The sequence below is a fragment of the uncultured Adlercreutzia sp. genome (assembly GCF_958431955.1).
Lineage (GTDB): Bacteria > Actinomycetota > Coriobacteriia > Coriobacteriales > Eggerthellaceae > Adlercreutzia.
Map to the genome: position 1 here is coordinate 1 of NZ_CAUASN010000023.1, position 25,391 is coordinate 25,391.

A 25,391-nucleotide genomic window follows, 5' to 3' on the forward strand; every position below is an offset into this window, starting at 1 on the left:
GGGGCGGGGAGAGGCGGGGCCGCGAACGAAGCTGCGAACGAAGCTGCGAACGAAACGGCAACGCTCCCGTTGCCGTTTGGCATCGAGGTGGAGGCAAAGGTTCCTCGACGCCCACTCTTCTGTAACGGCCGTCGCCGCAAGCCCTGACGCCTTTTCCCACCTCCCATAATGGAGCCGTCGAGCGCCGGTGCTCAGGGCGCGCGGAACGATCCGCTCCAATGTGCTCGTGACAGGCTGTCCCGGTACGGGCGGGACGGGTTGTCCCAGTGCATATAGAACGGGCCGCCCCAGTGCATGTGGAGCGGGCCGCCCCAGCGTGGACGGGACGGGTCGCCCCGGCACATTCGGGGTGTGTCGTCCCGATGCTCCCGGGGCGCGTTACTTGCGGTGCTCGTGCGCTTCTCAAGCGTATCGCCTGCGAGGAAAGGAAAAGTCATGGCAAAGACAGCGGCAGCTCCAGGTGCGGCGGTGCCGACGCGCCCCGCGAAGCCGTTCAACTCCTATCTGCTGAACAAGTGCATCATCGGCTACGGCGTCATTAACGGCATCATCAACGCGGTTATCTTCTATCTTATCCACATGGGGGAGCCGACGGCGATGTTCGGGGAGGCGGACATCTTCCACGACCTGGCGCTCACCGGCGTGCTGCTCGGCATTTTGCTGTTCGTCATCGTGGTGCCGCTCACCCGCATGGATGTGCGCAAGCACGTGTTCGCAACCCCCGATGTGCCGAGTCTGGGCGGAGGCGCATCGCTCGTGCCCGCAAGCTACGCCCCGGCCCTGCTCGTGACCACCATCGTGGCCACTGTCGTGCTCATGGGCGTGGGCGCCTTCATCTGCACGCTTGTGCCCCTGCCGCTGTCGATGACCGGCATGATGCTGCTCAAGGGCGTCGTGTGCGCCTGCGCGGGCGGCGCGGCCGGCTACTTCACCATCTGCTACGTGGTGCGCTCCGGCAAGACCGAGGCCTAGAGGAGGCAGCACGCACGGCGCATGGCCCCTAGGCGCTGCGGGATGATCTCGAAGCGCTGGGCCGCGGGTGCCTCCGGCGTGCTCGAGAGGACCCGGGCGGTCGAATAGCACACGGGCCAGGAAATACGTCAATGGAAGAGGCGCGGGAATCTCCCGCGTCTCTTTTTTGTGTCCGGGTGCGGGGGAGTTGTAGCCACTCGGGTGGGGTTGTGGCATAATAGCGAACCGTGCGCTTCCGCGGTGGCTCCGCCTGGCGGATCGCCGAGGAAGTGTCTGCGCGGACCGCAACGCCCGCGCCGTGTCTGGAAACGATGGAGGAATTATTCGTGGAAACTAACGTTGAGTCCCTTGAGGGCAACAAGGTCAAAGTCACCGTGACCGTGGATGCCGCCGATATCGACGGCCGCATCGCCAAGACCTACAAGGACTTCGCCCGCAAGTACAACTTCCCGGGCTTCCGCCGCGGCAAGGCCCCGCGCCCGGTCATCGACAACGCGCTCGGCGCCGAGGCCGTGCGCGCCACCGTCACCGACGAGGTGCTGAACAGCGCCTGGGCCGCCGCCATCGACGCCGAGGGCCTCTCGCCGGTGTCCGGCCCCGCCATGGAGGAGACCGAGCTCGTCGAGTCCGGCAAGCCCTACACCTTCGCGTTCACCATCGACCTGCGCCCGCAGGTGGAGCTGGCCAACTACGACGCCGTGGAGGTGGAGCTGCCCTTCGCCGAGGCCACCGAGGCCGAGATCGACGACCAGGTGTCCGCCATGGCCGAGCACTACACCACCTTCGAGGACGCTTCGGCGGCCACGAAGATGAAGCCGGAGAACTACGCCGAGCTGGCCATCAAGGCCACCGACGCCGACGGCAACGACATCGCCGCCATCTCGAGCGAGTCGCGCCTGTACGGGCCGGGCACCGGCATGCTCTCCGAGGCCTTCGACGAGGAGATCATGGGCATGAAGAAGGGCCAGACCAAGGAGTTCACCCTGGAGGTGCCCGCCGACGAGACCGCCGTGCTCCTGGCCGACCAGGCCGGCAAGCCCGTGAACTTCGAGGTCACCTGCACCGTGGTGAAGAAGAAGGCCGCCCCCGAGGTCACCGACGAGTGGGCCAAGGAGACCATGGGCTTCGAGAGCGTGGCCGACATGCGCGAGCGCATCGCCGAGTCGCTGAACATGCAGAAGGGCGCCATGATGCCGCGCATCAAGGAGAACGCCATCATGACGAAGCTGCTTGAGCGCGTGGATACCGAGGTTCCCGAGGCCATGGCCGCCGAGGCCGAGACCTCGCTTCTGCAGGACTTCTTCGGCCAGCTGCAGCAGGCCGGCATGACCTTCGACGCCTACCTGGCCAGCCAGAACATCACCTCCGACCAGTTCAAGGCCGACCTGAAGGCCCAGGCTGCCGACCACGTGAAGGAGGAGCTCGCCCTTGAGGCGTGGGCCCGTCACGCCGGCATGGAGGTCACCGACGAGGACATCTCCGCCGAGTTCGCCAAGACCGGCGTGGAGGATCCCGCGGCGCTGGAGCAGGAGTGGCGCGACGCGGGCCGTCTGCACCTCATCCGCACGGGTCTGCTGCGCCAGAAGGCCATCGAGAACCTCATGGAGAACGCCAAGGTGACCGAGGTGGACTTCGCCGCCCAGGCCGCGGCCGAGAAGAAGGCCGAGAAGAAGCCGGCCAAGAAGACCGCCGCCAAGAAGGCGCCCGCGAAGAAGGCCGCCAAGAAGGACGACGCCGAGGCCGCCGAGTAGGCCCGCGCCACCGATCGACCGACCAGGGCGGGGGAGACCCCGCCCTTTCTGTTCATTTCCCCGTTTCACTTGCATTGCGAACGGATGTATAGCAATATGATTCCGAACGAAGAGCAGGCCGCCTGAGCGCGGCCCTATTTGCGAAAGAGAGGCATCCCATGGGCATCGAACGTGCGAGCAACGCGCTCATCCCCTACGTCATCGAGCAGTCGCCCCGCGGCGAGCGCAGCTACGACATCTACAGCCGCCTGCTGAACGACCGCATCATCTTCCTCGGCGAGCAGATCGACGACCATGTGGCAAACTCCGTGGTGGCGCAGCTGCTGCACCTGGAGGCCACCGACCCGGACAAGGACATCTCGCTGTACATCAACTCCCCGGGCGGCTCGGTCACGGCGGGCCTCGGCATCCTGGACACGATGAACTTCATCAAGTGCGACGTGTCCACCATCTGCATCGGCGAGTGCGCCTCCATGGCCGCCGTGCTGCTGTCGTCGGGCACCAAGGGCAAGCGCTTCGTGCTGCCGAACTCCATGGTGCTCATCCACCAGCCTCTGGGCGGCGCCCAGGGCCAGCAGACGGAAATCGCCATCGTGGCCGATTTCATGCTGAAGACCCGCAAGCGCCTGAACAAGATCCTGTCCGAGAACACCGGCCAGTCCATCGAGCGCATCCAGCTGGATACCGAGCGCGACAACTACATGACCGCCGAGGAGGCCAAGGAGTACGGCCTCGTGGACGAGATCATCTACCACCACGGCGCCATGCCCGGCCAGAAGAAGGGCGAGTAGCCCCTCAGGGCAGCCGCAGCCGCTGATGGCATCCGCGGGCGCCGGGCGATCCCGAGCATCGTCCGGCGCCCGCCTGCGCCTTTCGCAACGAACGAGAACGACCAACCCCGAAGGAAGCCATGAACAACCGCCAACATCCCTACGATCCGCACCGGGGCGACTACAGCTGCGCCTTCTGCGGCAAGACCGGCGACCAGGTGAACGCCATGATCTCCGGCCCCAACGGCATCTACATCTGCGACGAGTGCATCTCGGTGTGCGCCGACGCCATGATGCGCGACATGGGCTATACCATGGCCCAGGAGTTCGAGCCGGCCGACGACGGCCGCTTCGGCGGGGGCTGGGGCCGCTGGGGCAATCCGCCCGAGGCCGAGATGCTCCGCGAGGAGAGCCCCGTCGACGATGACGCCCCCTCGCCGGCCGAGGTGCTGGGCGACCTGCCCACGCCGCACGAGCTGTACGCGCGCCTGTCGGAGCACGTGGTGGGCCAGGAAGAGGCCAAGCGCGCGCTGTCGGTGGCCGTGTACAACCACTACAAGCGCATCTCCATGGGCGCGGCGGCCGCCGAGGGCGACGTGGAGCTGGCCAAGAGCAACATCATGCTCATCGGCCCCACCGGCTCGGGCAAGACGCTTTTGGCCCAGACGCTCGCCCGCACGCTGAAGGTGCCCTTCGCCATCGCGGACGCCACCACGCTCACCGAGGCGGGCTACGTCGGCGAGGACGTGGAGAACATCCTGTTGAAGCTCATCACCGCGGCCGACTTTGAGGTGCCGCGCGTCGAGATCGGCATCATCTACATCGACGAGATCGACAAGATCGCCCGCAAGGCCGAGAACCTCTCCATCACCCGCGACGTGTCCGGCGAGGGCGTGCAGCAGGCGCTTCTGAAGATCGTCGAGGGCTGCGAGGCCTCCGTGCCGCCCCAGGGCGGCCGCAAGCACCCCCAGCAGGAGCTCATTCCCATCGACACGACGAACATCCTGTTCATCCTGGGCGGCGCCTTCGTGGGCCTGGCCGACATCGTGGCCCAGCGCGTGGGCACCACCTCCCTCGGCTTCGCGAGCGAGCTAGCCGCCTCCAAGAAGGAGACCGAGGCCGAGCTTCTGCGCCAGGTGCTGCCGGAGGACCTGAACAAGTACGGCATGATCCCCGAGTTCGTGGGCCGTATCCCGGTCATCACGTCGTTGAACGAGCTGTCCGAGGAAGACCTCGTGCGCATCCTCGTGGAGCCGAAGAACGCGCTCGTGAAGCAGTACACGCGCATGTTCGAGTTCGAGGACTGCCGGCTTTCCTTCGACGACGCGGCGCTCACCGCCATCGCGCACGAGGCCGTGGAGCACGGCACCGGCGCCCGTGGCCTGCGCTCCATCTGCGAGCGCGTGCTGATGGACGTGATGTACGACCTGCCCGAGTTCGGCGGTGCCTCCCAGGTGACCGTGCGGGCGAGCGACATCACCGGCGAGACGCGCCCCGTCATCAAGCCGCGCGCCAACGTGGAGGCCGCGCCGCTTTCCGCCTAAGACACCCGGTGCCGCCTTCCGGGCGGCGCCGTCCCGCGCACCCGCGCGACCCGCACCCCACGTGACCCGCGTACCCGCGCGACGAGCGTTCAAGCAGAGCCAAGCAGAGAAGGGATGAAGATGACCCAGACCGACTACGCCGCCATGGAGCGGCCCATCTTCGAGGCGTGGAAGGACGCCGGCTACTTCCAGCGCACGCCGGGCTTCGGCGAGCACGCCGACGAGTCCTACACCATCGTCATCCCGCCGCCGAACATCACCGGCGTGCTGCACATGGGCCATGCCCTCAACGACACCATCCAGGACGCCTGCATCCGCCGCGCCCGCATGCGCGGCTTCCAGACCCGCTGGATCATCGGCACCGACCACGCGGGCATCTCCACCCAGACCAAGGTGGACAAGCGCCTGGCCGACCAGGGTATCAGCCGTCTGGAGATCGGCCGCGAGGCCTTCATCGAGGAGTGCTACAAGTGGCGCGAGGAGTACGGCACCACCATCGTGAACCAGATCAAGGGCATGGGCTGCTCCTGCGACTACTCCGACGAGCACTTCACGCTGGAGCCCGCCTACGTGCGCGCCGTGCGGAAACTGTTCGTCGACTGGTACAAGAACGACCTCATCTACCGCGGCAAGCGCATCGTGAATTGGTGCCCGCACTGCACCACGGCCATCGCCGACGACGAGGCTGAGTACGTGGACGAGGCGGGGCATCTGTGGTACCTGCGCTACCCGCTCACCGAGCCCGACGGCGACCTTGAGTACCTGGTCGTGGCCACCACGCGCCCCGAGACCATGCTGGGGGACACCGGTGTGGCCGTGAATCCCAAGGACGAGCGCTTCGCCCGCCTCATCGGGCGCACGGTGAAGCTGCCGCTCGTGGATCGCGAGATCCCCATCTTCGCCGACTGGCACGTGGACACCGAGTTCGGCACCGGCTGCGTGAAGGTGACCCCCTCCCACGACCCCAACGACTGGGCGATGGGGGAGAAGGCGGGACTGCCCCGCATCAACATCTTCGACGAGACGGCGCACGTGGTGGAAGGCTACGGGAAGTTCTCGGGGATGGACCGCGACGAGGCCCGCGAGGCCATCGTGGCCGCCTTCGAGGAGCTGGGGCTGCTCGATCACGTGGAGGACCACGACCACTCGGTCATGACCTGCTACCGCTGCCACACCAAGCTGGAGCCCTGGGAGTCCGAGCAGTGGTTCGTGGCCGTGGACGGCCTGAAGGAGCCCGCGGCCCGCGTGGTGGAGGACGGCTCCATCCAGTTCCACCCGGCCCGCTGGAAGCAGGTGTACCTCGACTGGCTCGCGAACCTGAAGGACTGGTGCATCTCGCGCCAGCTGTGGTGGGGCCACCGCATCCCCATGTACTACTGCGACGAGTGCGGCTGGGAGGACGCCTCGGTGGACGAGGTGGAGGTGTGCCCCGTGTGCGGCCATCCCGTGCGCCAGGACGACGACGTGCTGGACACGTGGTTCTCCAGCCAGCTGTGGCCCTTCGCCACCATGGGCTGGACGGAGGAGGGCATGGACGCGCCCCAGATGCGCACGGCCTACCCGACCCAGGTGCTCTCCACGGCCCGCGACATCATGGGCCTGTGGGTGGCGCGCATGGTGATGGCCTCCATGTACTGCTGCGACGACACCATTCCCTTCGAGGACGTCATCATCCATCCCACGGTGATGGCCGCCGACGGCAAGCCCATGTCGAAGAGCCGCGGCAACGGCGTGGACCCGCTGCGCCTCATGGAGGACTACGGCGCCGACGGCATGCGCTTCGGCCTGCTTATGCAGGTGACGGGCGCCCAGGACATGCGCTTCAACGAGGCGAAGCTGGAAAGCTCCCGCAACTTCGCGAACAAGGTGAAGAACGCGAGCCGCTTCGTGCTCATGAACCTCGAGGGCTACGAGCCCGGCGCGCCCGAGCCCGTGACCCCCGCCGACCGCTGGATCTTCTCGCGTCTGGCGAAGGTGGTGGCGGCGGTGGACGCGGCCTACGACAACTTCGAGTTCGGCGAGATCACCCGCGAGCTGTACAGCTTCGTGTGGAACGAGTTCTGCGACTGGTACATCGAGTTCTCCAAGGCGCGCCTGGCCGCCGACGCCGATCCGGCCGACCGCGCGGCCTGCCAGCGCAACCTGGTGTTCGTGCTGGGGCAGATCCTGCGCCTTCTGCATCCCATCATGCCGTTCATCACCGAGGAGGTCTACGGCGAGATGCCCCGGGAAGAGGGCGGCGCGCCCATGCTCATCGTGGCGCCGTGGCCCGATGCGGCCGAGCTTAGCCGCTTTGTCGACGAGGAGTCCGAGCGCGCCATCGCCATGGTGTGCGAGGTGGTGGGCGCCATCCGGAGCACCCGCTCGCGCTACGGCATCTCGCCGAAGGTGGCGCTACCCGTGGCCGTGAAGGTGTCTAACGAGGCCGACGCGGCGCTGCTGCTGGCCCAGGCGCACCTCGTGGCGCAGCTCGCGAACGTGGAGGAGTTCGACGTGGCCGTGGAGGCCTCCAAGCCCGCCGAGAGCGCCGTGGTGCTCGGCGCGGGGCTCGAGGTGTACATCGTGCTCGCGGGCCACGTGGACTTCGAGGCCGAGCGCGCCCGCCTCGCAAAGGAGCGCGACAGCGTGGCCAAGGACGCCGCGAAGTTCGAGAAGAAGCTCTCGAACCCGGGCTTTCTGGCGAAGGCCGCGCCCGAGATCGTGGAGAAGGACAAGGCGAAGCTGGCCGACCTCACCGACAAGCTCGCCCGCATCGAGGCCCAGCTGGCCGAGCTCGGGTAGCTGCGGGCTCTTACGGTTCTCATTTCCTATCAGCTGAAAGGCCGCCCTCGGGCGGCCTTTTTTGCGTAGGGAAGGGAAAAGGAAGGGAAGGGTCGGCCGCTCCGGTTGGGGCGGTCTCGCAGAGAACGGAAGAGGGGCCCGGCGGCGCGAAGCTGCCGGGCCCCCGTGCGTGCCGGGGACTGCGCCCTAGCGGGCCGCGCGCTGGCGGCGGCGGGAGGCGAGGAGCGCCGCTCCTGCGGCCAGGGCGGCCGCCACGGGCAGCATCGCCGCGGCCAGCAGCGTGTCGCCGGTTTGGGCGAGCTTGTGGCGGATGGTGGCCGTCGCCTTCCCGGAGGCGTCGCCGGGCCGCTCCTCGGGCAGCACGCCGCCCGAGGCATCCGCGCCGGGCGGGTAGGCGGGAGCGCTCGCCACCTTCTGACGGCCCTCCTCGAAGGCGTCCCAGCCCCCGTCGGGGGAGAAGGGCTCGCCGGGTGCGGGATGGGGGCCGTCGGGATCCCACGCGCTCGGCGGCGTCCCGTAGCCGACGGCCACGTTGCCGATGTCGGCGTCGAGCGCGTCGGCGGTCACGAGGGCGTCGAAGGCGAGGACGATCTCCTGGCCGCCGTAGAGCTGGCCCGCGGCCACGGCGAGGATGCGCGTCGCGGGGTCGTAGGCCGTATCGTCCACGGCCACGGTGGAGCCGTCGGGCAGCGCGAGGCGGATCGTGCCGGCCAGGGGTTCCAGGCCGCGGGGCACGTCGTCGCGGATGACGGCGTCCATCCAGCCGGTGGCCGGCCCCCCGTTGCGCAGGGCCACGGTGTAGCGCACCGTGTCGCCCACGCGGGTGGTCCCGTCGCCCCGCGTGAGGTTCTCGGCGGCCTTCTCTATGGACACGTCGCCCTCGGCCGGGTCGTCGGGGACGACCGGCGCGGGCGAGGCGGGCGGGGTGGACGCGACAGGCTCGCCCGCGGGCGGCTCGGCCGGCTCGCCGGGCTCGGGGCCCTGGGGCCGCGCGTCCGGGCTCTCGGAGGGCACCTTGCCATGGACGTGGGCGACGTTGGCGGCGTCGGCCCCCAGGGCCCCCTCGCCGACCACGGCGTCGAAGGTGAGCACGGCGGCATGCCCGCCCCACAGGTCGCCGACTGAGACGGCGATGGTGCGGCTCGCCGCGTCGTAGGCGGCGTCGGGAACCTCGACGGCCTTCCCGCCGTCCACGGCCAGGCGGATGGTTCCGGGCACCGGCTCGATGCCCGCCGGCAGCGGGTCGCTCACGACGGCGCCCATGAGGCAGCTGTTCGCCGGGCCGTCGTTGCGCAGCTCCACGGTGTAGCGCAGCACATCGCCCAGGTGCGTGACCCTCGCATCGGGGTCGGAGAGGTTCTCCACGGCCTTGGACGCCTCCGGGCGCGGGTCGGCCGGGGCCACCGTGCCGCCGCCGGGAGGCGTCGCCGGGTCGGTGTCGGGCGGCGCCACCGGGCCTACGTCGGGGCCGTCCGGGTCGTCGGGGTTGGGGCGCTTGCCCGTAGCCGAGGCCACGTTGCCCAGATCGGCCGCGCCCGCGCCGGGCGCCGCCGCGTCGTCGCGCACCGTGCACTCGAAGGTGAGCGTGGCCGACGCGCCGCCGGCCACGTCCCCGGCGGGGGCCGAGAGCACCTGCCGGCCGTCGGCGCCGGGCGCCGAGAGCGAGAACTTCCCCACGTCGCCGGCGGCGGCCGCGTCGGCCCGCACGAGCGCCGTGTCGGCGATGCCGTCCCGCGGGTTGCTCAGGCGCACCGAGCGCTCGTCCAGGTCCAGGCACGCCGGCAGCGGGTCGGATATCACCACGCCGGTCCAGAGGGACCCCGCCGCGCCGTTCGAGGCCGTCACCGTGTAGCGGATGCGGTCGCCGGGCTGCGTGGGGCCGTCCGGGTGCGTGAGGTTCTCTGCCTCCTTCGAGAGGGCGGGCGCGGGCGCGATCTTGGGCTGGGGTCTCACCGTCACGCCGTAGATCCAGGTGCTGCCCGTGTAGGCGCCGTTGGGCTCCTGCTTGAAGGTGAGCTGCCCGCGGCCCACGGCCGTCGGGTCGAGCACGAGGGTGTAGGAGCCGTCCTCGGCCCGCACCGGCTCGCCGTCCTCGCCGCGCAGGAAGTCGGCCTCGAACACGTTGCCCTCGGCATCGGTCACGCTTACCTTGCCGGAGGAGGGCGTGGTCACCTTCAGCAGCACGCGGCCCGGGTGCGGGTCGGTATCGCTCGGCTCGCCCCAGGTGGTGACGATCTCGCCGCGGAACACCTTGTCGCCGGGCTTTCCCGGGTCGGCGTTCGGGTCGGCGGGCTTCCCGGGCCCCGTCGACACCTCGGGTTCGGGCGCGTCGGGGTCGGTGCGGTCCGGGTCGGGCTGGGGCGTCACCGTGGGGTTCGGGTCGATGGGCTCGATGGCCACCTCCACCCGCGGTACGGTGCCGTCCTCGTCGGGTGCGGCGCTCGCAAGGTAGTTGGCCGGGGCGCCGGCCTTCTTCTGGCTGTCCGAGGGAGGCAGGAAGCGCAGCGACACCTCGTGGCGCCCCTCCACTCCCACGCCGGGTACCAGGTAGTCGGTCTCCGAGGGCTTGAACGTGTAGGAGAAGCTCGTCCAGTGGCCGTCCGCGTCGTTGCCGCCGCGCTCCGCGTTCTTGGGGAAGGCGGGCTTGCCGTCGGCTCCCATGATGACCTTCCCGTCGGCGTCCTTCCCGTCCTCGAAGCGCAGCTCGATGGGCACGCCCACCGGTTCGCCGTCCACGTACAGCTGCACGCGGCCCTCGGGCGAGGCCGCGGTGGGCTTGGTGGCCTCGCTGCCCGGCCTCCCGTCCACCGTGGACGAGCGCTCGATGACGGCACTCACCTTGAGCGCATGGTCGGAGTCGTGGGCGTTGCCGCCCGGCCTCTGGCCCGCGTCCGCCTCGTCGACCCACTCGGCCGCCACGTCGCGCACCTGGGAGGCGATGGGCATGATCTCGCCCCAGAGGAAGGCCCGGTGCCCCCAGTAGCTCTTCGAGAACTCCACGATGTCGGCGTCGGAGCTGTTCTCGTCCGAGTACTGCTTCGACACCATGGTCAGCTTCACGGCGCCGGCGTTGGAGGGGAGCCGCGTTACCTGATGGCCCGAGCCGTCGTCGACGGTCTCGCTCGTCTCGGGGCCGGTGGGCACCGGTTCGTCCCCGCCGTCGGGCACCTTGTCGAAGGGCTGGTAGTAGTACTTCACCAGCTGGTTGCCGGCCTCGTCGGTCACCTTGTTCAGCACCTTGTTGTCGGGGGCGGGCGTGGTGATGGCGTGGCCGGGCGCCGACAGGTCGTAGGCGGGCAGCGGCGTGCCGTCGTGGTACTTCGTCAGCGACTTCAGGTACGCCTCGTCGGTGATCTGGAAGTCGAGGAAGCGCTTCAAAAGGTCGCCGGATTGCTCGGGCTCGCGGAAGAGGGGCAGCACCTCGCGCACGTTGCCGTCCTCGTCCTCGTAGGTGAGCGTGACCGAGATCTGCTGCTTCATGGCCTCCTCGGGGAGCCACAGGTACAGCTTGCCGTCGGTGAACCGGGCCGGTGCGCCGTAGGGGTAGCTCACGCCGCCCACCTTGAGATCCCAGTCGATGATGGGGTTGTCCCCGGCGCTGCCGGTCTTCTCGAGCTCGGCCATGAGGTCGATGGCCACCATCTTCACGATGGGGTTGCTCGTCGACGAAGGGTCGTAGGGATAGGCTCCGTAGGCGGAGTCGTAGCTCATGGCCCCGTTGATGAGGGCCTGGTATTTCTCGTTGCTCACAACGCCGTTGCCCCGGTCGACGGTTCCGATGCGGATAGATCCTCCCACCACGGCGACATTGCCCTGGTTCGCGCCGATGGCGTAGGGGTTGCCGTTTCCGATATGGGGCGCGGAGGTGTCCGGGAGAACGGTGCCGCCCGCGATGACGATCTCGTGCCCTACGTTGTTGGACACGCAGCCCTGGCCGAGGGCGTTCCCGTGGGCATCGGCCCTGGGGATGATCGTGCCGCCATTGATGTAGATATCCCCCGCCTGGGTGCGCGCCGCGTCGTTACTGCCGCTGCCATCCGTTGTCGAGGGGATGCCGCAGTCCAGCGCGTCGGCGAACATATAGCTTTCGGTGTCGGGATAGATTTGGGACCAGGCCCAGGCGCCACCTCCGATGCCCGCGCCGTGGAAGGACGCTTTGGCCTCCACGCGCCCGCCGTTGAACTCCATGTAGGTGCCGCAGCTCCCGTGGCCGCCGCCGATGCCCGCGCCCATGCCCTGGTTGACGTTGTTGTTCTGCGCAGTTGCCTTGATGTCGCCGCCGTTGAAGATCATGCGCCCGGCGTTCTCGTGCACTCCGCCGCCGATGGCCGAGGAAAGAATGCCGCCTGTGGCGGTAAGGGATCCGGGGTTGCTGCTCTCCAAGAGGCCCAGGCGGTCGCCGCCCGGGGTGCTTCCCGCCGTGTAGGTCTTCCCGTCGGCTCCCTTGAAGGTGGTGCCCGCGGGGATGCGGCCGGGATAGCTCTTCGGATCCATGGCGATGGCGTTGCCGCTGATATCGAGGTTCGGCACGTCGTCGTCGATGACGAGCGTGGTGCCCTCGCCGCAGTGGATGGCCGGCGCGCGTCGGTCGAGTGTCGCGGTTAAGGTGTTCTCCGACCCCTTCGCGAGGGTGAGCCAGAGCGAGGTCTGGGGCGAGACGGTGTTGCCCCCGGCGTCGCGGTTGCGCTCGATGGTGACGGGGATGGGGGATTGGATGTTGACGTTGTCCAGGATCACCCGGGCCTGAGTGCCCGGAGCGATCCATATCGTGGCGTCGGCAGCTGTCGAGGGGTTGTCGTTGCTGACGGTGATGGCGGCGTTGCCGCACACGACGAGCTTGTGGAGCGTGTCGGTGAGCTTGTTCGTGCCCGATCGGGCGGGACGGTCGTAGTTCTCGGTGACGAAGTAGAAGTCGGTGCCCGGGGTGCCGCCCGTTACGGTGAGCCCGTACTGGCTTCGGTCGGCGCTGCGGGCCGGGGCGACGGAGGAGAGGATGTCGCCTATCGGCTCAGAAAACTCGATGGGGGGGGGTCTCCATGCCCTGGCCTTCCGGCTCTGCGAGGGCCGCCGCGGGCATCATCCCGCAGGCGAGCGCGGCCGCCAGGCCGAGGCTCAGGAGCGGTCGCTGCCGCTTCGCTCTCATGGTCTTTCTCCTTCTCTCGCAGGTCGGCCCGCGCCCCTCAGGTGCGCTGAACCGTTGCCGACCTGTCAGCATACCGTGGCCGAATATACCCCTTCGGCCCGTTTTCCGCAACCCTGAGCGCTACGGTCGGGGTTGGAGGTGGGCCGAGTCGCCCGCATCGCCTGCGGAGATACGCGGCTTTCGCGTGATGTTCTCCCGAGAAATGGAAAAGGCGGGGAAAAAGTCCCCGCCCTTGGGTGGACCAGGGCCTTGCGGCCAGCCCAAAAACTTTGCTATTTATACCATGTCTCCAACAGGGTGTCTAGCGCCTCGGGCGGGACGGTGTAAAGTTGATGGGGGATGGCCTTCTTAAATTTCTTACGTATAGGTATGATATTATGAATCTCGACAAAGTTAGTACCTATACGTAAGAAACGGGGCATCATGGACATAAGCCGCGATCAGATCATGGCCCGGGGAGTGCGCGTGACAGAAGGGGCCGCGTTGGGAGCCGCGCTCCGGGACCGTCGCAAGAGGCTTGGCTATACCCAGGTAGAGCTCGCGGACGCGCTGGGATTCAGCCCGCGGCTGGTGGGGGAAATCGAGCGCGGCCGCGGCACGGTGGGAATCGACAAGGTCCTCGCCTTCGCGACGGCCCTGGGCATCGACGTCGTCGCGTTCGAGAGGTGAGCGCCGCGGCTTTTTGGGGTAGGAGTTCCACGAACGGCGGGGCCCGGCGGCGCGAAGCTGCCGGGCCCCCGTGCGTGCCGGGACTGTGCCCTGGCCGGCCGCGGAGAGCGAGAAGCCTCCCACGTTGTCGATGTGCTCATTGCACTGTTTAAGGTGAGGTGCAAAAAGTTAACGTTTTGCACCTCATAGGTAGAATGGAGTACAATAAGCGAAATGCAAGGAGGTGTGCCATGGCACTCAAGCAGGCGGCTACCCGCATCGACGCAGAGCAGTATGAGCTCTTCAAGGCCACGACTCGTCAACTCGGCACGACGCCATCGGATGCAATTCGCATGTTCATCTACTCGTTCAACGACTGCGGGGGTTTTCCCTATGAAGTGAGGACAACGCGCCCCGTGGTGGAGGCCTTCGAGACGGAGCGCGACGCAACACGTTTCGCGACCACGCTTTCTTTGGGAGTGCTCGATGAGGCGCGGTGAGGTTTGGACGCTGCGGGATGGCGGCTACGCGTCGAAGGCTCTCCTGGGAGAGTGTATCGGCGTTCTCGCTGACGAGGATATGGAATCGGTTGGTCGCAGCTTGGCGAGGATCCTGGGTCTCGGCTGAGGGCCGATGCCCAGACCGTTGGCATCAGGTTGGGATGTTGGCACGGGGTCCGGCGGCGTTGAAGCTGCCGGGCCCCCTCTGTGTGTCGGGACTGCGCCCTAGCGCGCCGCGCGCTGGCGGCGGCGGGAGGCGAGGAGCGCCGCCCCGGCCGCCAGGGCGCAGGCCGCGGGGAGGAGCGCCGCGGCCAGGAGGGCGTCGCCGGTCTGGGCGAGCTTGTGGCGGATGGTGGCCACCTTCTTGGCCGCCAGGGAGCCCGGGTCGTCGGCGGGCAGCACGCCGCCGGAGGCATCGACGCCGGGCGGGTAGGCGGGCGCGGACGTCACTTTCTGGCGGCCGTCCTCGAAGGCGTCCCAGCCCCCCGGCGGGTCGAAGGGGCTGCCGGGCTCGGGCCCCTCGGCCCCGGGGTCCCAGTCGGAGGGGAGCGTGCCGAGCGCCTCGCCGATGTTGCCGATGTCGGCGCCGACGGCCCCCTCGGTCACGAGCGCGTCGAACACGAGCACGGCCTCCCGGCCGCCGTAGAGGTGGCCGACGGCGACGGCGAGCACGCGGGTCTCTGGGTCGTAGGCGGCATCGGACACGCCCGCCTCGGTGCCGTCGGGCAGGGCGAGCCTCAGGGTGCCGGTCACGGGCTCAAGCCCCTCGGGCACCTCGTCCTTGAGCACGACGTCCATCCACCCGGTGCCCGCGCCGCCGTTGCGCAGCGTCACCGTGTAGCGCACCGTGTCGCCCACGCGGGTGGTGCCGTCGTCCCGCGAGAGGTTCTCGGCGGTCTTCTCGACGGCGATGTCGCCCTCGGCCGGGTCGTCGGGGACGACCGGCGCGGGCGAGGCCGGGGGCGTCTGCCCCTTGGGGTCCTCGTCCGCGGGCGGCGCCGCGGGCTCGCCCGGCTCGGGGCCGCCCGGGGCGGACGGGTCGCGCGCCGGCCCCTCGGAGGGCAGCTCCCCGAAGGCGAAGGCGACGTTGGCGTTGTCGGCCCCCAGGGCCCCCTCGCCGACGACGCACTCGAAGGTCAGCACCGCGGCGTGGCCTCCCCACAGGTCGCCGGCCGCGACGGCGACGGTGCGGCTCGCGCGGTCGTAGGCGGCGTCGGGGACCTCGACGGCCTTGCCGCCGTCCACGGACAATCGGATGCTGCCGGGCACCGGCTCGATGCCCGCCGGCAGCGGGTCGCTTATGACGGCGCCCATGAGGCAGCTGTCGGCCGCGCCCGCGTTCTCCAGCGCGACGGTGTAGCGCAGGCGGTCGCCGATCCTCGTGACGCCCTCGTCCGGCCGGGTGAGGTTCACCGCCGCCTTGGACATGCGGATGTCCTCCGCGCCCGGGTCGGCCGGGGCCACGGTGCCGCCGCCGGGGGGAGTGGCCGGGGGCGTGTCGGGCGGCGCCACCGGCCCCGCGTCGGGGCCGTCCGGGTCGTCGGGGTTGGGGCGCTTGCCCTCCGCCGAGGCGATGTTCTCGAGGTCGACGGCCGCCGGGTCGGAGAAGTCGAGCTCCCCGCGCACCGTGCACTCGAAGGTCACGGTGGCGGGGGATCCCTCGGCCACGCCGCCCGCGGGCACCGAGAGCACCCGCCGGCCGTCGGCGCCCGGCGCGGAGAGCGAGAACTTCCCCACGTCGCCGGCGGCGGCCGCGTCGGCCCGCGCGAGCGGCCGCCCTTCCAGCCCCTCCCAGGCGTTCGTGAGCCGCACCGAGCCCTCGTCGAGCTCCAGGCACGACGGCAGGGGGTCGGATATCACCACGTCCGTCCACAGCGACCCCCTGGCCGCGTTCGTGGCCGTCACCGTGTAGCGGATGCGGTCGCCGGGCTGGGTGGGGCCGTCCGGGTGCGTCAGGTTCTCGGCCTTCTTCGAGAGCGCGGGCTCGGGCGCAATGGCGGGGTCGGGGGCCACGACCACCTCGCTTTTGGGGGTGTCCTCCTCGGCCGGGTTGTCGCTGGCCAGGTAGTTCTTCAGGGGCAGGTAGCGCGCCGAGATCGTATGGCGAGCGCCCGGCGCCATGAGATCGCCCGCCTGGAACGACCATGACACCACCGTGTGCTCGCGCCCGTCCGCGTCCTTCACGATGCGGGCGTTCGGCGTGAGGGGCGCCCCCTCGTCGTCCACCGCCCCGGGCAGCACGATGGCCACCGGCTCTCCCGCCGGCTCCCCGTCCACGTACAGCTGCACGCGGCCCTCGGGGGCCTTGCACGTGGCCGCCGTGGGCGTGCCGTCGGCGAAGGTGCCGCTCGTCACGTCCACCTCCACGTCGAGGACCTTGGCCGGGTCCTGCGGGTCGGCCACCTCCGACCCGTCGCCCCACGCCGCCTTCACCGAGGCCACCGCCGAGGGAACGGGGGTGATCTCGCACCAGCCGGTGGCGCGGTGGCCCCAGTAGCTGTCCTTGAAGCCCTCGGTGTCGGACCACTGGGACGAGTCCATGGTGAACTTCATGACGCCCACGTCCGCCGACAGGGAGGTGAGGGGGTTGCCGGCGGCGTCCGAGGTCACCTCGGGACCGAGGGGGCTGCCGCCGCGCTTGTCGTAGGGCTGGTACTTGTAGGTCACCTTCGACACGTCCGTCAGCTCCTTGCCGTCGCTGACGCGGTTGCCGTTGTTGTCGGTGACGAGCCCGGTGAGGGGCGGCTTCTGGGAGGCCAGGTCGAAGGTCTCGAACCCGAGGCCGTCGTAGGGCTTGGTGAGCGAGTCGAGGTAGGAGGCCGGCAGCTCGAAGTCGATGTAGCGTTTCAGCACGTCGCCGCCCTGGTCGGTGCCGGGATCGCGGAACAAGGGCTCGATCTTCTGCTCGGTTCCGTTCTTGTCGATGTAGGACAGCTCGACGGAGATCTCCTTTTCGATGGCGCTCTTGGGCAGCCACAGGTACAGCTTGCCCTCGTCGAAGGTGGTGGGCGCCCCGTAGGCGTAGGGCTGGCCGCCCACGGTGAGGCTCCAGGTCTTGATGACGTCGTTCAGGTCGTCGTCGGTGATGCCCGCCTCGGCGTTGCGCTTCGCGATCTCGGAGGAGAGGTTCACGGTCACCTTGAACACCTTGTTCGGGTCGGCGGGGTCGCTCGGGTCGTAGCCGTCGGCCAGGCAGGCGTCGTTGCCCCACGCGGTGCCGCCGATGCCCGAGAAGCTGTAGACGTCGTTGCCGCTGGCGTCGGTTCCCCTCGTCGCGCAGCGCACCGAGCCTCCGGTGATGATAGCGTGGCCGCCGTTAAGGCCTAGATCGAAGAACCAGTCGGGTAGCGTGGTCTTGCTTGCGTCGGGCACCAGCGTCCCTCCGGTTACGCGGAGCACGTGCCCCGTGTTGACTGACGAGCAGAGGGCGTTTTCACAGCCGTCTCCGAATGCGTTTCCGTGGCAGTCGGCAACCGCATGGATGAACCCGCCGTTAATGGTGATGTCCCCAGCTGAGGCGGTGGCATGCACCAGCTCTCGATCATCGGAGTCGGCGGTGTTAAATGCGTCGGGCCACCAATTCCCCCAATGCCTTTGACCTGGCTCGTGACAGCCGGCGCCAATGGCCGCACCGTGGGTAGGCGCTTCGGCGTAGATGCGGCCGCTATTGAAAGTCATGCCGGTGCCTCCGCCGAAATTGCCTCCACCAATGGCCGCGCCTGTCCAGTATTGGGCGGCTGCGCTCTCGGGACCTCCCTGTTGGGAGGTACCTGCCTCGATAATGCCGCCGTTGAAGGTCATCACCCCAGCCGATTCAGCGCAGGTGCCCCCGATGCCGGCGGCGGTGTAGCCGCCATGGACTGAAAGGCGCCCCGGGTTTTCGCTGTCTAGGCGAGAAATAGGATCGCCGGTGGAGAGATGCAGGCCGTTTGAGAGCGTGACGCTGCGACCGATGAACCCGTTGACGGGAACTACCTCGTTGTGCTGATTGTGGACGTTTCCGTTGGGTTCGGTGGTGTTGCGCACGGAATCATCGATAACAAGAACGGAACCTTCTCCGCAGCGCAAGGCGGCGCCGTTGTAGCGATTTGCCTGGAGCGCCATAAGCACGTTGTCGCTTCCGTCGGCCAAAGTGATATGGCAGCGAGTGGGATCGGTGGGGTTGGCGCGGTCCTGATTGGCATTGGTCATGAGATTGAAGGGCATGAGGTGGACGATATGCACGCTCGCGAGCGTGATATCTGCATGTACGGCCGGGTTCACCTGAATACCCGTGGCACCTGGTGCGTCCTTGCCGTGGTCGGCTGCGTCTGAGAAGGTGAGGGGAGTGGAGGTGAGCACCTCCACGACATCCGATGTGCCGTAATTGGCGCCGTTGTACTGTACGTCGCCCGGTGTGTATACGAAATCGACCCCGTAGGTCCCGCCCTTCACGCGCAGGTCGCCGCAGGTGACCCAGCCTTGCGCGTCGGGGGAGGGGTCGGCCAGGGGCGCGGCGGCGAGGGGAAGCCCCGCGTTGGCGAGGGCCTGCGCCACGAGGTCGGCCGCGCTTTCGGTCTCGGCGTCGGGGGCGCTCGTCTGGAGGGCAACGACGTTGGATTTTTTTGAAGAAGGAGAAGCGGGGTCCGTGGTGCCGGGATCCTGCGGCCGGCCAGCCGGGTCGTCCCCGGCCGTGTCGCCCTCAGCGGGAGCGGCCTCGTCGACGCCGGTGTCGCCTACCGGCTCAGAAAACTCGATGGGGGGGGGTCTCCGTGAATTCTCCCTCGGGCTCGGCCGCCGCCGTGGCGGGCAGCATCCCGCAGGCGAGCGCGGCCGCCAGGCCGAGGCGCAGAAGCGACCCCCGTCGCTTCTCTCTCATGGTCGTTCTCCTTCTCTCGCAGGCCGGGCCACGCTCCTCAAGTGCGCGGGACTGTTGCCGACCTGTCAGCATACCGTGGCCGAGTGTACACCTTAGCTTATTCGAGCGCAAGGATGACCGGGCAGGTGAGGGATATTACTCGCAAACAGCACGGGGCCCGGCAGATTCACGCTGCCGGGCCCCTGTCGTACGGGTTCTGCGTTCTATCGCCGCGGGTGCATGCGGCGGCGGCCGATGAGGAGGGCGGCCGCCGCGAGGGCCGCCAGGCCAGCACCGAGGGCGAACCCGGCGGCCAGCTCGTCGCCGGTCTGGGCGAGGCGCGTCTTCTTGATGGTCGTCGGCTCGTCGCCCTTGCCGCCGCCGTCGCCCGACCCCGCGCCACTGCCGTTGCCGTTGCCGTTCTCGTCCCCGTCGGCGGGCAGCACGCCGCCCTCGGAGTCGGTGCCGGGCGGGTAGGCGACCTGGGATCCCACCATCTCGCTCTCCCGCTCGATGGCGGCCCAGCCCGCAGGCGGGTCGAAGGGCTGGCCGGCGACGGGGTGCTCGCCGTCGGGGTCCCACTGCGAGGGCGGCACGCCGAGCGCCTCGGCCACGTTGCCGATGTCGGCGCCGAGCGCCTCCTCGGTCACGAGCGCGTCGAAGGCGAGCACGACCTCCTGGCCGCCGTACAGGTGCCCCGCCGCCACCGCGAGCACGCGGCTCTCGTGGTCGTAGGCGGCGTCGTCCACGGCCACGGCGGCGCCGTCGGGCAGCGTCATGGATACGGACCCGCTCACGGGCTCCACGCCCACCGGAACCGCATCGCGGATGACGGCGTCCATCCAGCTGGTGGCGGGGCCGTCGTTGCGCAGGCGCACGGTGTAGCGCACCACGTCGCCCACGTGGGTGGTGCCGTCGTCGCGCGAGGCGTTCTCCGCCGCCTTGTCGACGGTGATGTCGCCCTCGGCGGGGTCGAGGCCCACGAGCACGGGCGGCTCCACGCCCGGCGTGGTGCCGATGGCGTCCCCGTCCCCGTCGGACGGGGGAGCGGCCGGCTTTCCGGGATCGGGGTCGGCCGGCACGCTGTCGGGGCCGACCGAGGGCACGGTGCCGTGGGCGAAGGCGACGTTCGCGTTGTCGGCGCCCAGCGCCTCCTCTCCCACGACGACCTCGAAGCTGAGCACGACCTTCTCGCCGCCCCACAGGTCGCCGGCGGTGACGGCGATGGTGCGGCTCGCCGCGTCGTAGGCGCCGTCGTCCACGGGCACGGTGGTGCCGTCGGGCTGCGTCATCTCGATGGAGTCGGACTTGGGCTCCATGCCCGCCGGCAGCGGGTCGGACACCGTGGCCGCGAGCAGGCAGGTGGAGGCGTCGCCGCTGTTGGAGAGCTCGATCGTGTAGCGCAGCTCGTCGCCCACGCGGGTGACCTTGGCCCCCGGCGAGGTGACGTTCTCCACCGTCTTCGTCACGGTCGCTGCGGGATCGCCGGGCACCACGGTGGCCGGGCCGGGCGGCAGGGCCGGCTTGCTGGGATCGGGGTTCTCGGGCAGCTCGCGGTCGGGGTTGTCGGGGTCGGTGCGCGTGCCCTCGGCGGTCGCGATGTTCTCCAGCTCGGAGGAGATGTCGCGCCCGGCCGCGTCGTCGGCCACGGTGCACTCGAAGGTGAGGACGGCCGTCCCCGCCCCGTAGATGTTCCCCACAGGCGCGCTCAGGACGCGCCGGCCCTGCCCGTTCGCCGCGGCGAGGGAGTACTCGCCGAGCTTCGGGGCGGACGCCTGCGAGAGGGCGCCGTCGAAGGGGGCCGACGGGTTCTCCAGGCGCACGCTCGCCTCGTCGAGCACGAGGCAGGCGGGCAGCTCGTCGGAGAGGGCCACGTCGTTCCAGGCCGAGCCCTCCGCCGCGTTCTCGGCGGTCACCGTGTAGTGCAGGCGGTCGCCGGGCTGGGTGGGGCCGTCCGGGTGCGTGAGGTTCTTCACGGACTTGGACACCGAGGTGTCGGGCGCGATCTCGGGGTTCGGCTTCACGGTGACGTCGAAGACGAAGGTGGTGCCCGTGTAGGCGCCGTTGGGGGCCTGGCTCACCGTGAGGGTGGTCTCTCCCACGGCCTCGGGGTCCACGACGAGGGTGATCTTGCCGTCGGCGTCGCGGATGGGCGCGCCGCTCTCGTCGCGCAGGATGTCGGCCTCTATGATGCGGCCGTCGGCCGTGGTCACGGTGACGGGCCCGGAGGAGGGGGTGTCCAGCTTCAGGGTGACGCGCCCGGGGTTGGGCTCGCCCTCGCCGTGCTTCTGGTAGACGGCCTCGATGGAGCCGTGGTACTCCTTCTCGTTGGGCTTTGCGGGGTCGGCCGGCTCGGGGTTGGGGCTCACCTCCACCTTGGTGCCGTCGGGCGCGTCCTCGGGCTCGACGGTGGGCTCGGGGTCGATGGGGCTGATGGCCACCGTGTCGCTTTCAACCCCGTCAGGGTCCTCGGCGGGGTTCACACTCGCGAGGTAGTTCGCCGGCGCCGCGTCGCCCTCGTTGGGCGGCAGGTACTGCACCGACACCTCGTGGTTGCCGTCGCTGGTGGCGTCGGGCACGAGGAAGTCGGCGTCAGCCGGGGTGAACACGTAGGTGAAGTCGGTGTAGTGGCCGCTCGCGTCGTCTCCCTCGCGCGTGGCGTTCTTCTTGCCCTCGGCGGTGGCCGCCCGGCTCGCGGCGGGCTTGTCCTCGAAGAGGATCTCGATGGGCTCGCCCACGGCCTTCCCGTCCACGTACAGCTGCACGTAGCCCTCGGGCGCGGCGCAGGTGGTCTTGGTGGCCACGCCGGCCGGGTCGGCGGCGCCGCGGCTGATGCGGGCGTTCACCTGCAGCTCCTTGTCGGAGTCGTGGTGGTCCGAGCCGGGGGCGGAGTCCTCCACCCACTGGGCCTCCACCAGGGCCACGGCGGAGTTGGTGGGCAGGATCTCGCACCAGCCCGTGGCGCGGTGGCCCCAGTAGTTTTCTTTGAAGCCTTCGGTGGAGGAGAACTCCTCCGATGTCATGGTGAACTTCATGGTGCCGGCGTCGGTGGGCATGGTGGTGAGGGGGCTACCGTCGTCGTTGGCGCTCACCTCGGGCCCGAGGGGCGCGCCGTCGCGCTTGTCGTAGAGCTGGTACTTGTATGTGACGGTGTCCGGATCGGTGAGCTCGCGGTAGATGGGCGTTCCGTCGGCTTCCGTTCCGATCTCCTCCAGTGTGGGCAGGGGATTCTCGTCGCTGATGGCGTAGGTGGTGAAGGGCTCGCCGTCGTAGTACTTCTTCAGTTTTGCCAAATACTCTTCGGGCAAGTTGAAGTCGGCATAGCGGCGCAACTTGCTGTCCGACCCCGTTCCAGGGGGTCGGAAAAGGGGCAGCGGCGTTACCTCGGTCGGATTGCCGTTCTCATCCAGCTTGTCGGTGTTCTTGTAGGTGAACTCGACGGTAACCTCGCTGCTCTCGATGACTTTCTCGGGCAGCCACAGGTACAGGTGGCCCTTGTCGAACTCGGCCGGGGCACCGTAATCGTAGTTGTCGCCGTCGACTTTCAGCTGCCACCGGGTGACCTCGTACGGGTTCTCGCCTACGTCGGTCACGAGATCGATTTCCACCATTCTGATCGGCTCGCCCTTCTCGTTGTGGGCGTTGCCGACGAAGTTGAAGGGCATGCCCGGCCGCCCGTTTCCCACTGAGCCGCCAGAGATGGTGATCTCTGCTCCAGGGGCGCCGATATCGCCGCAGCCTGAGTAGGGGTGCTCCACCGATGAGGGGAGGAGCGTGCCGCCCGTGATAATGATCTGATAGGCGCTGCTGTTGAGAACCCCGCAGCCCGCGCCGAAGCCGCTGCCGTGGTCGGGCCCGCTAGAGATGGTGTAGCCGCCGTTAATCCGGATATTGCCGGTGGCGGCTGCGTTGCCGCCACCGATGGCCGCGCCGTGGCCGTAGCTCACCTTGTAGGCATCGGCGTTGACGCGACCTCCGTTGATGGTGATCCACTCATCGAGCCCCGTTCCGTTGCCTGACCCACCGCCTCCGATGGATGCGCCGCAGGAGGTGCTGCCGCCTGGGGTGCCGGCGTTTTTGGCCGTAATGATGCCGCCGTTAATGGTGAGGTTGCCGCCAGATTCCGACAGATGGCCGCCGATGACGGCTGCGTTGCCGTTGCCTTTCACGATGGCCAGCAGGCGGCCGGGGTTGTCGCTGTCGAGTTTGGTGAGGGGGTCGCCTTTCTTCACCTCCTGCCCGTTGGCGAGGGTGGCATCCCGGGGCACGACGCCTCCTTCGGGTACAAGGGGGTTGCCGTCGGCATCGATGTTGGCCACGCCGTCCTCGATAGTGAGGGTGGCTCCGGTGGGGTTGTGGATGGCGCATTGGTTGCCGTTTGTTGAAAAGGAGTTGACGGTTCCATCGGCCAAAGTGAGATGGCAGGTGCCTCCGGGCTGTATGTCGAGGGCGTCGTCGCCGCTCACGCCTACGCCGGCTAGCGTGATGCGGGCCGTTTGGCCTGCTGGGATGACGATGCGGCCGGCCGCAGGTTTGGCGTGCAGCCCCAAAGCCTCATCGTCGAGTGATTGATCGGGGGTTTGGATGGCGAACTGCTTGCTCGTGTTTACCGTGAGGATATGCGCTGTCTCGTCGTAGGAGAAGTCGCCTTTGGTCACGGTGTCGCCGTTCACGCCCCAGATGGTGAAGTCGCCGAGTGCGAACGAGCCTGCGCCTGGGGTTACCGCGGCGAGTGCGGTGACACCTGCCGAGGCGGTTTCTCCGGCGGTGGCGTTGGCCGCCAGCGCGCCGGTGGGCATCATGAGCCCGCAGGCGAGCACGGCCGCGAGCGCGCCGCGCAGCAGCTTGCGCCTGGTATTCTCTCTCATATCGACGCTCCTTCTCTGGGTTCGCATCGTCTTTTGATGATCGGTTCGTCATTCGGGTACGCGAAGCGTTGCCGAACTGTCAGCATATTGCCAGCGATTTTACACTTTTGCCCAGTTGAGCACAAGGATGAGCGGCGCGGTAAGCGTTGTTTGGAGGTACAGCGTCCCCCTGCGCGAGAGGGCCAGCGCCGGGGCAGCCGAGTGGGCTAATCGCGGTAGCGCGTTATGTCGATCGCCTTGAAGTGCGTGCTCTCCACGCGGATGTTGCGCTGGGTCGCCTTGCACAGGGCGACCAGCCTGAGGCGGAGCATCTCCGCAAGCCGATCGACGCCTTCCCGGCGGGGCAGCTCATCGAGCACGGCGTCGATGTTGGCGATAATGGCGCCTGCGATCTCGTCCGTCCTGCTGATCAGCGCACCCGCATCAAGGTCGTGCGTCTTCGCGAAGCGCTCCAACGAGCTCTTTCTCAGCCACCCGACGCGGTTCTCGCCGCCTATCGACATGGCGAGATGGTAGATCTTTCCCTTCTTCATGAAGGGGGCGGAGCTCGCCACGTCGTAGAGCGGGGCGAGGAGGTACCTGCTTTGCGCGGGATGCAGAAGCGAGTAGTTCTTCGCGTGGGCGTCGGTCGAGGCGGTAAGGTAGTTGAACAGGAGGGCGTCGATGAGGCGCCCCCTGCTGTTGCCCTCGGCCGCCCGCATCAGCCCCATTGCCTGGGCGGACGAGGGCCCTCCATCGGCCGTGTACTTCTTCGAGGAGGGCGTCGCCAGCGCTTGGCAGAGATCCTCTTGGTGGATACGGGTGACCCGTCCGCTCTCGGGGGACGTGAAGCGGTCGTAGCGCGCGATGGCGGGCGTCGTCGTCGGCGAGGCGCCTCAGCCTCGCACCGATGGCGTTGTCGGTCAGGAGGACATAGCCGCTTTCCCGCTCGCTCGGACGCGTCTCGTCGGGGGGAACGACCTGAATGGCACCGGGCAGGTCGAGGCCGAAGCGGGCAAGGAGGGGGAAGACGCCGGTGCTGGTTCCCGCCTCTGTGGCCATTCCCCGACGGACTTGCGGGTTGTCGGGGAGGAGGTTGTCGAACCAGGCGAGCACGCGTCGGCCGACGTAAACGTCGCTGGAAACGGGCATGCCGACCGAGAGATCGGGCCCCTGGTATGAAGGGTGATAGGAGAAGGAGAGTTCTCCGTCCCTTGACATGATCAGCTGGCCGGCAGGGTTGCCGGCGATGAGGACGTCGAGCGTCTTCGCGCGGGCGGGGCTCATCGTGCGTCACCGTAGAGCGAGTCGAGGTACGCCTCGATATCGAACCCGTCGCCCTGGGCCTTGGGGCGCACGCCCCTGTCGATGGCGAGATCCCAGTTGGTGGCGTTGAGGACACGCTCGACCGTGCCGAGAGAGACGTGCTCGGCGCCGCCTCCTTCGATGCGCGCGATGGTGGGACGGCTCACCCCGGCCCGCTCAGCGAGCTCGTCTTGCGTCATGCCGAGCTCGCGCCTGCCCTCCTTCACGCGCTCCGCGATATCCTCGTTAAGTAGCATAATGCTCTCCTTGGTAAAAATTTGATACATTCTAGC

Annotated in this window: 14 protein-coding genes and 1 pseudogene; 7 read left to right on the top strand and 8 right to left on the bottom strand. The window is 68.6% G+C overall.

Features of this window, described 5'->3' with window-relative positions; translation table 11 throughout:
• The first annotated feature begins 435 nt into the window (after positions 1-435).
• The 5 genes from Q5064_RS07865 to Q5064_RS07885 all read left to right on the top strand — a co-directional run bounded on the left by Q5064_RS07865 (position 436) and on the right by Q5064_RS07885 (position 7,818).
• Positions 436-972 carry a hypothetical protein gene (locus tag Q5064_RS07865; protein ID WP_302963645.1) on the top strand — a complete coding sequence of 179 codons (537 nt, stop codon included), beginning with the start codon at positions 436-438 and terminating at the stop codon, positions 970-972.
• A 326-nt stretch (positions 973-1,298) separates the two neighbouring features.
• Positions 1,299-2,723: a trigger factor gene (gene tig / locus Q5064_RS07870; RefSeq protein ID WP_302963648.1), complete on the top strand. Its 1,425-nt coding sequence runs from the start codon at positions 1,299-1,301 to the stop codon at positions 2,721-2,723.
• A gap of 158 nt (positions 2,724-2,881) precedes the next feature.
• Positions 2,882-3,514, top strand: a complete 633-nt coding sequence (clpP, locus tag Q5064_RS07875) for an ATP-dependent Clp endopeptidase proteolytic subunit ClpP (RefSeq protein ID WP_117284827.1) — start codon at positions 2,882-2,884, stop codon at positions 3,512-3,514.
• Between the two features lie 119 nt (positions 3,515-3,633).
• Positions 3,634-5,037 (top strand): ATP-dependent Clp protease ATP-binding subunit ClpX, encoded by a 1,404-nt coding sequence (gene clpX / locus Q5064_RS07880; RefSeq protein ID WP_302963650.1) that lies wholly within the window; start codon positions 3,634-3,636, stop codon positions 5,035-5,037.
• A 120-nt stretch (positions 5,038-5,157) separates the two neighbouring features.
• Positions 5,158-7,818: a valine--tRNA ligase gene (locus Q5064_RS07885; protein ID WP_302963651.1), complete on the top strand. Its 2,661-nt coding sequence runs from the start codon at positions 5,158-5,160 to the stop codon at positions 7,816-7,818.
• 186 nt (positions 7,819-8,004) lie between these two features.
• Here the strand turns inward: Q5064_RS07885 and Q5064_RS07890 are convergent, their stop codons facing one another.
• Together Q5064_RS07890 and Q5064_RS07895 are read right to left on the bottom strand one after the other, a co-directional pair.
• On the bottom strand, positions 8,005-12,648 hold the full coding sequence (locus Q5064_RS07890; RefSeq protein ID WP_302963652.1) for a hypothetical protein: 4,644 nt from the start codon (positions 12,646-12,648) through the stop codon (positions 8,005-8,007).
• 178 nt (positions 12,649-12,826) lie between these two features.
• Positions 12,827-12,961 carry a hypothetical protein gene (locus tag Q5064_RS07895; RefSeq protein ID WP_302963653.1) on the bottom strand — a complete coding sequence of 45 codons (135 nt, stop codon included), beginning with the start codon at positions 12,959-12,961 and terminating at the stop codon, positions 12,827-12,829.
• 423 nt (positions 12,962-13,384) lie between these two features.
• Between Q5064_RS07895 and Q5064_RS07900 the strand changes: the two genes are divergently transcribed.
• Together Q5064_RS07900 and Q5064_RS07905 are read left to right on the top strand one after the other, a co-directional pair.
• Positions 13,385-13,630: a helix-turn-helix domain-containing protein gene (locus tag Q5064_RS07900; RefSeq protein ID WP_302963654.1), complete on the top strand. Its 246-nt coding sequence runs from the start codon at positions 13,385-13,387 to the stop codon at positions 13,628-13,630.
• Positions 13,631-13,860: 230 nt separating this feature from the next.
• Positions 13,861-14,109: a type II toxin-antitoxin system RelB/DinJ family antitoxin gene (locus Q5064_RS07905; protein WP_160325412.1), complete on the top strand. Its 249-nt coding sequence runs from the start codon at positions 13,861-13,863 to the stop codon at positions 14,107-14,109.
• 225 nt (positions 14,110-14,334) lie between these two features.
• Here Q5064_RS07905 and Q5064_RS07910 read toward each other — a convergent pair whose 3' ends face one another.
• The 6 genes and pseudogenes from Q5064_RS07910 to Q5064_RS07930 all read right to left on the bottom strand — a co-directional run bounded on the left by Q5064_RS07910 (position 14,335) and on the right by Q5064_RS07930 (position 25,355).
• On the bottom strand, positions 14,335-18,645 hold the full coding sequence (locus tag Q5064_RS07910; RefSeq protein ID WP_302963657.1) for a hypothetical protein: 4,311 nt from the start codon (positions 18,643-18,645) through the stop codon (positions 14,335-14,337).
• Between the two features lie 187 nt (positions 18,646-18,832).
• Positions 18,833-18,967 (bottom strand): hypothetical protein, encoded by a 135-nt coding sequence (locus Q5064_RS07915; protein ID WP_289637544.1) that lies wholly within the window; start codon positions 18,965-18,967, stop codon positions 18,833-18,835.
• A gap of 203 nt (positions 18,968-19,170) precedes the next feature.
• Complete coding sequence (locus Q5064_RS07920; protein WP_302963659.1) at positions 19,171-23,814, bottom strand: hypothetical protein; 4,644 nt, start codon at positions 23,812-23,814, stop codon at positions 19,171-19,173.
• A 206-nt stretch (positions 23,815-24,020) separates the two neighbouring features.
• Positions 24,021-24,662, bottom strand: coding sequence for a HipA domain-containing protein (locus tag Q5064_RS07925; RefSeq protein WP_302963673.1), 642 nt, complete (start codon positions 24,660-24,662; stop codon positions 24,021-24,023).
• Between the two features lie 118 nt (positions 24,663-24,780).
• Positions 24,781-25,080 (bottom strand): annotated as a pseudogene (locus Q5064_RS11370) (HipA N-terminal domain-containing protein); the annotation flags it as partial.
• On the bottom strand, positions 25,077-25,355 hold the full coding sequence (locus Q5064_RS07930; protein WP_302963661.1) for a helix-turn-helix domain-containing protein: 279 nt from the start codon (positions 25,353-25,355) through the stop codon (positions 25,077-25,079). The gene Q5064_RS07930 and the pseudogene Q5064_RS11370, both read right to left, overlap by 4 nt.
• Positions 25,356-25,391: the final 36 nt, after the last annotated feature.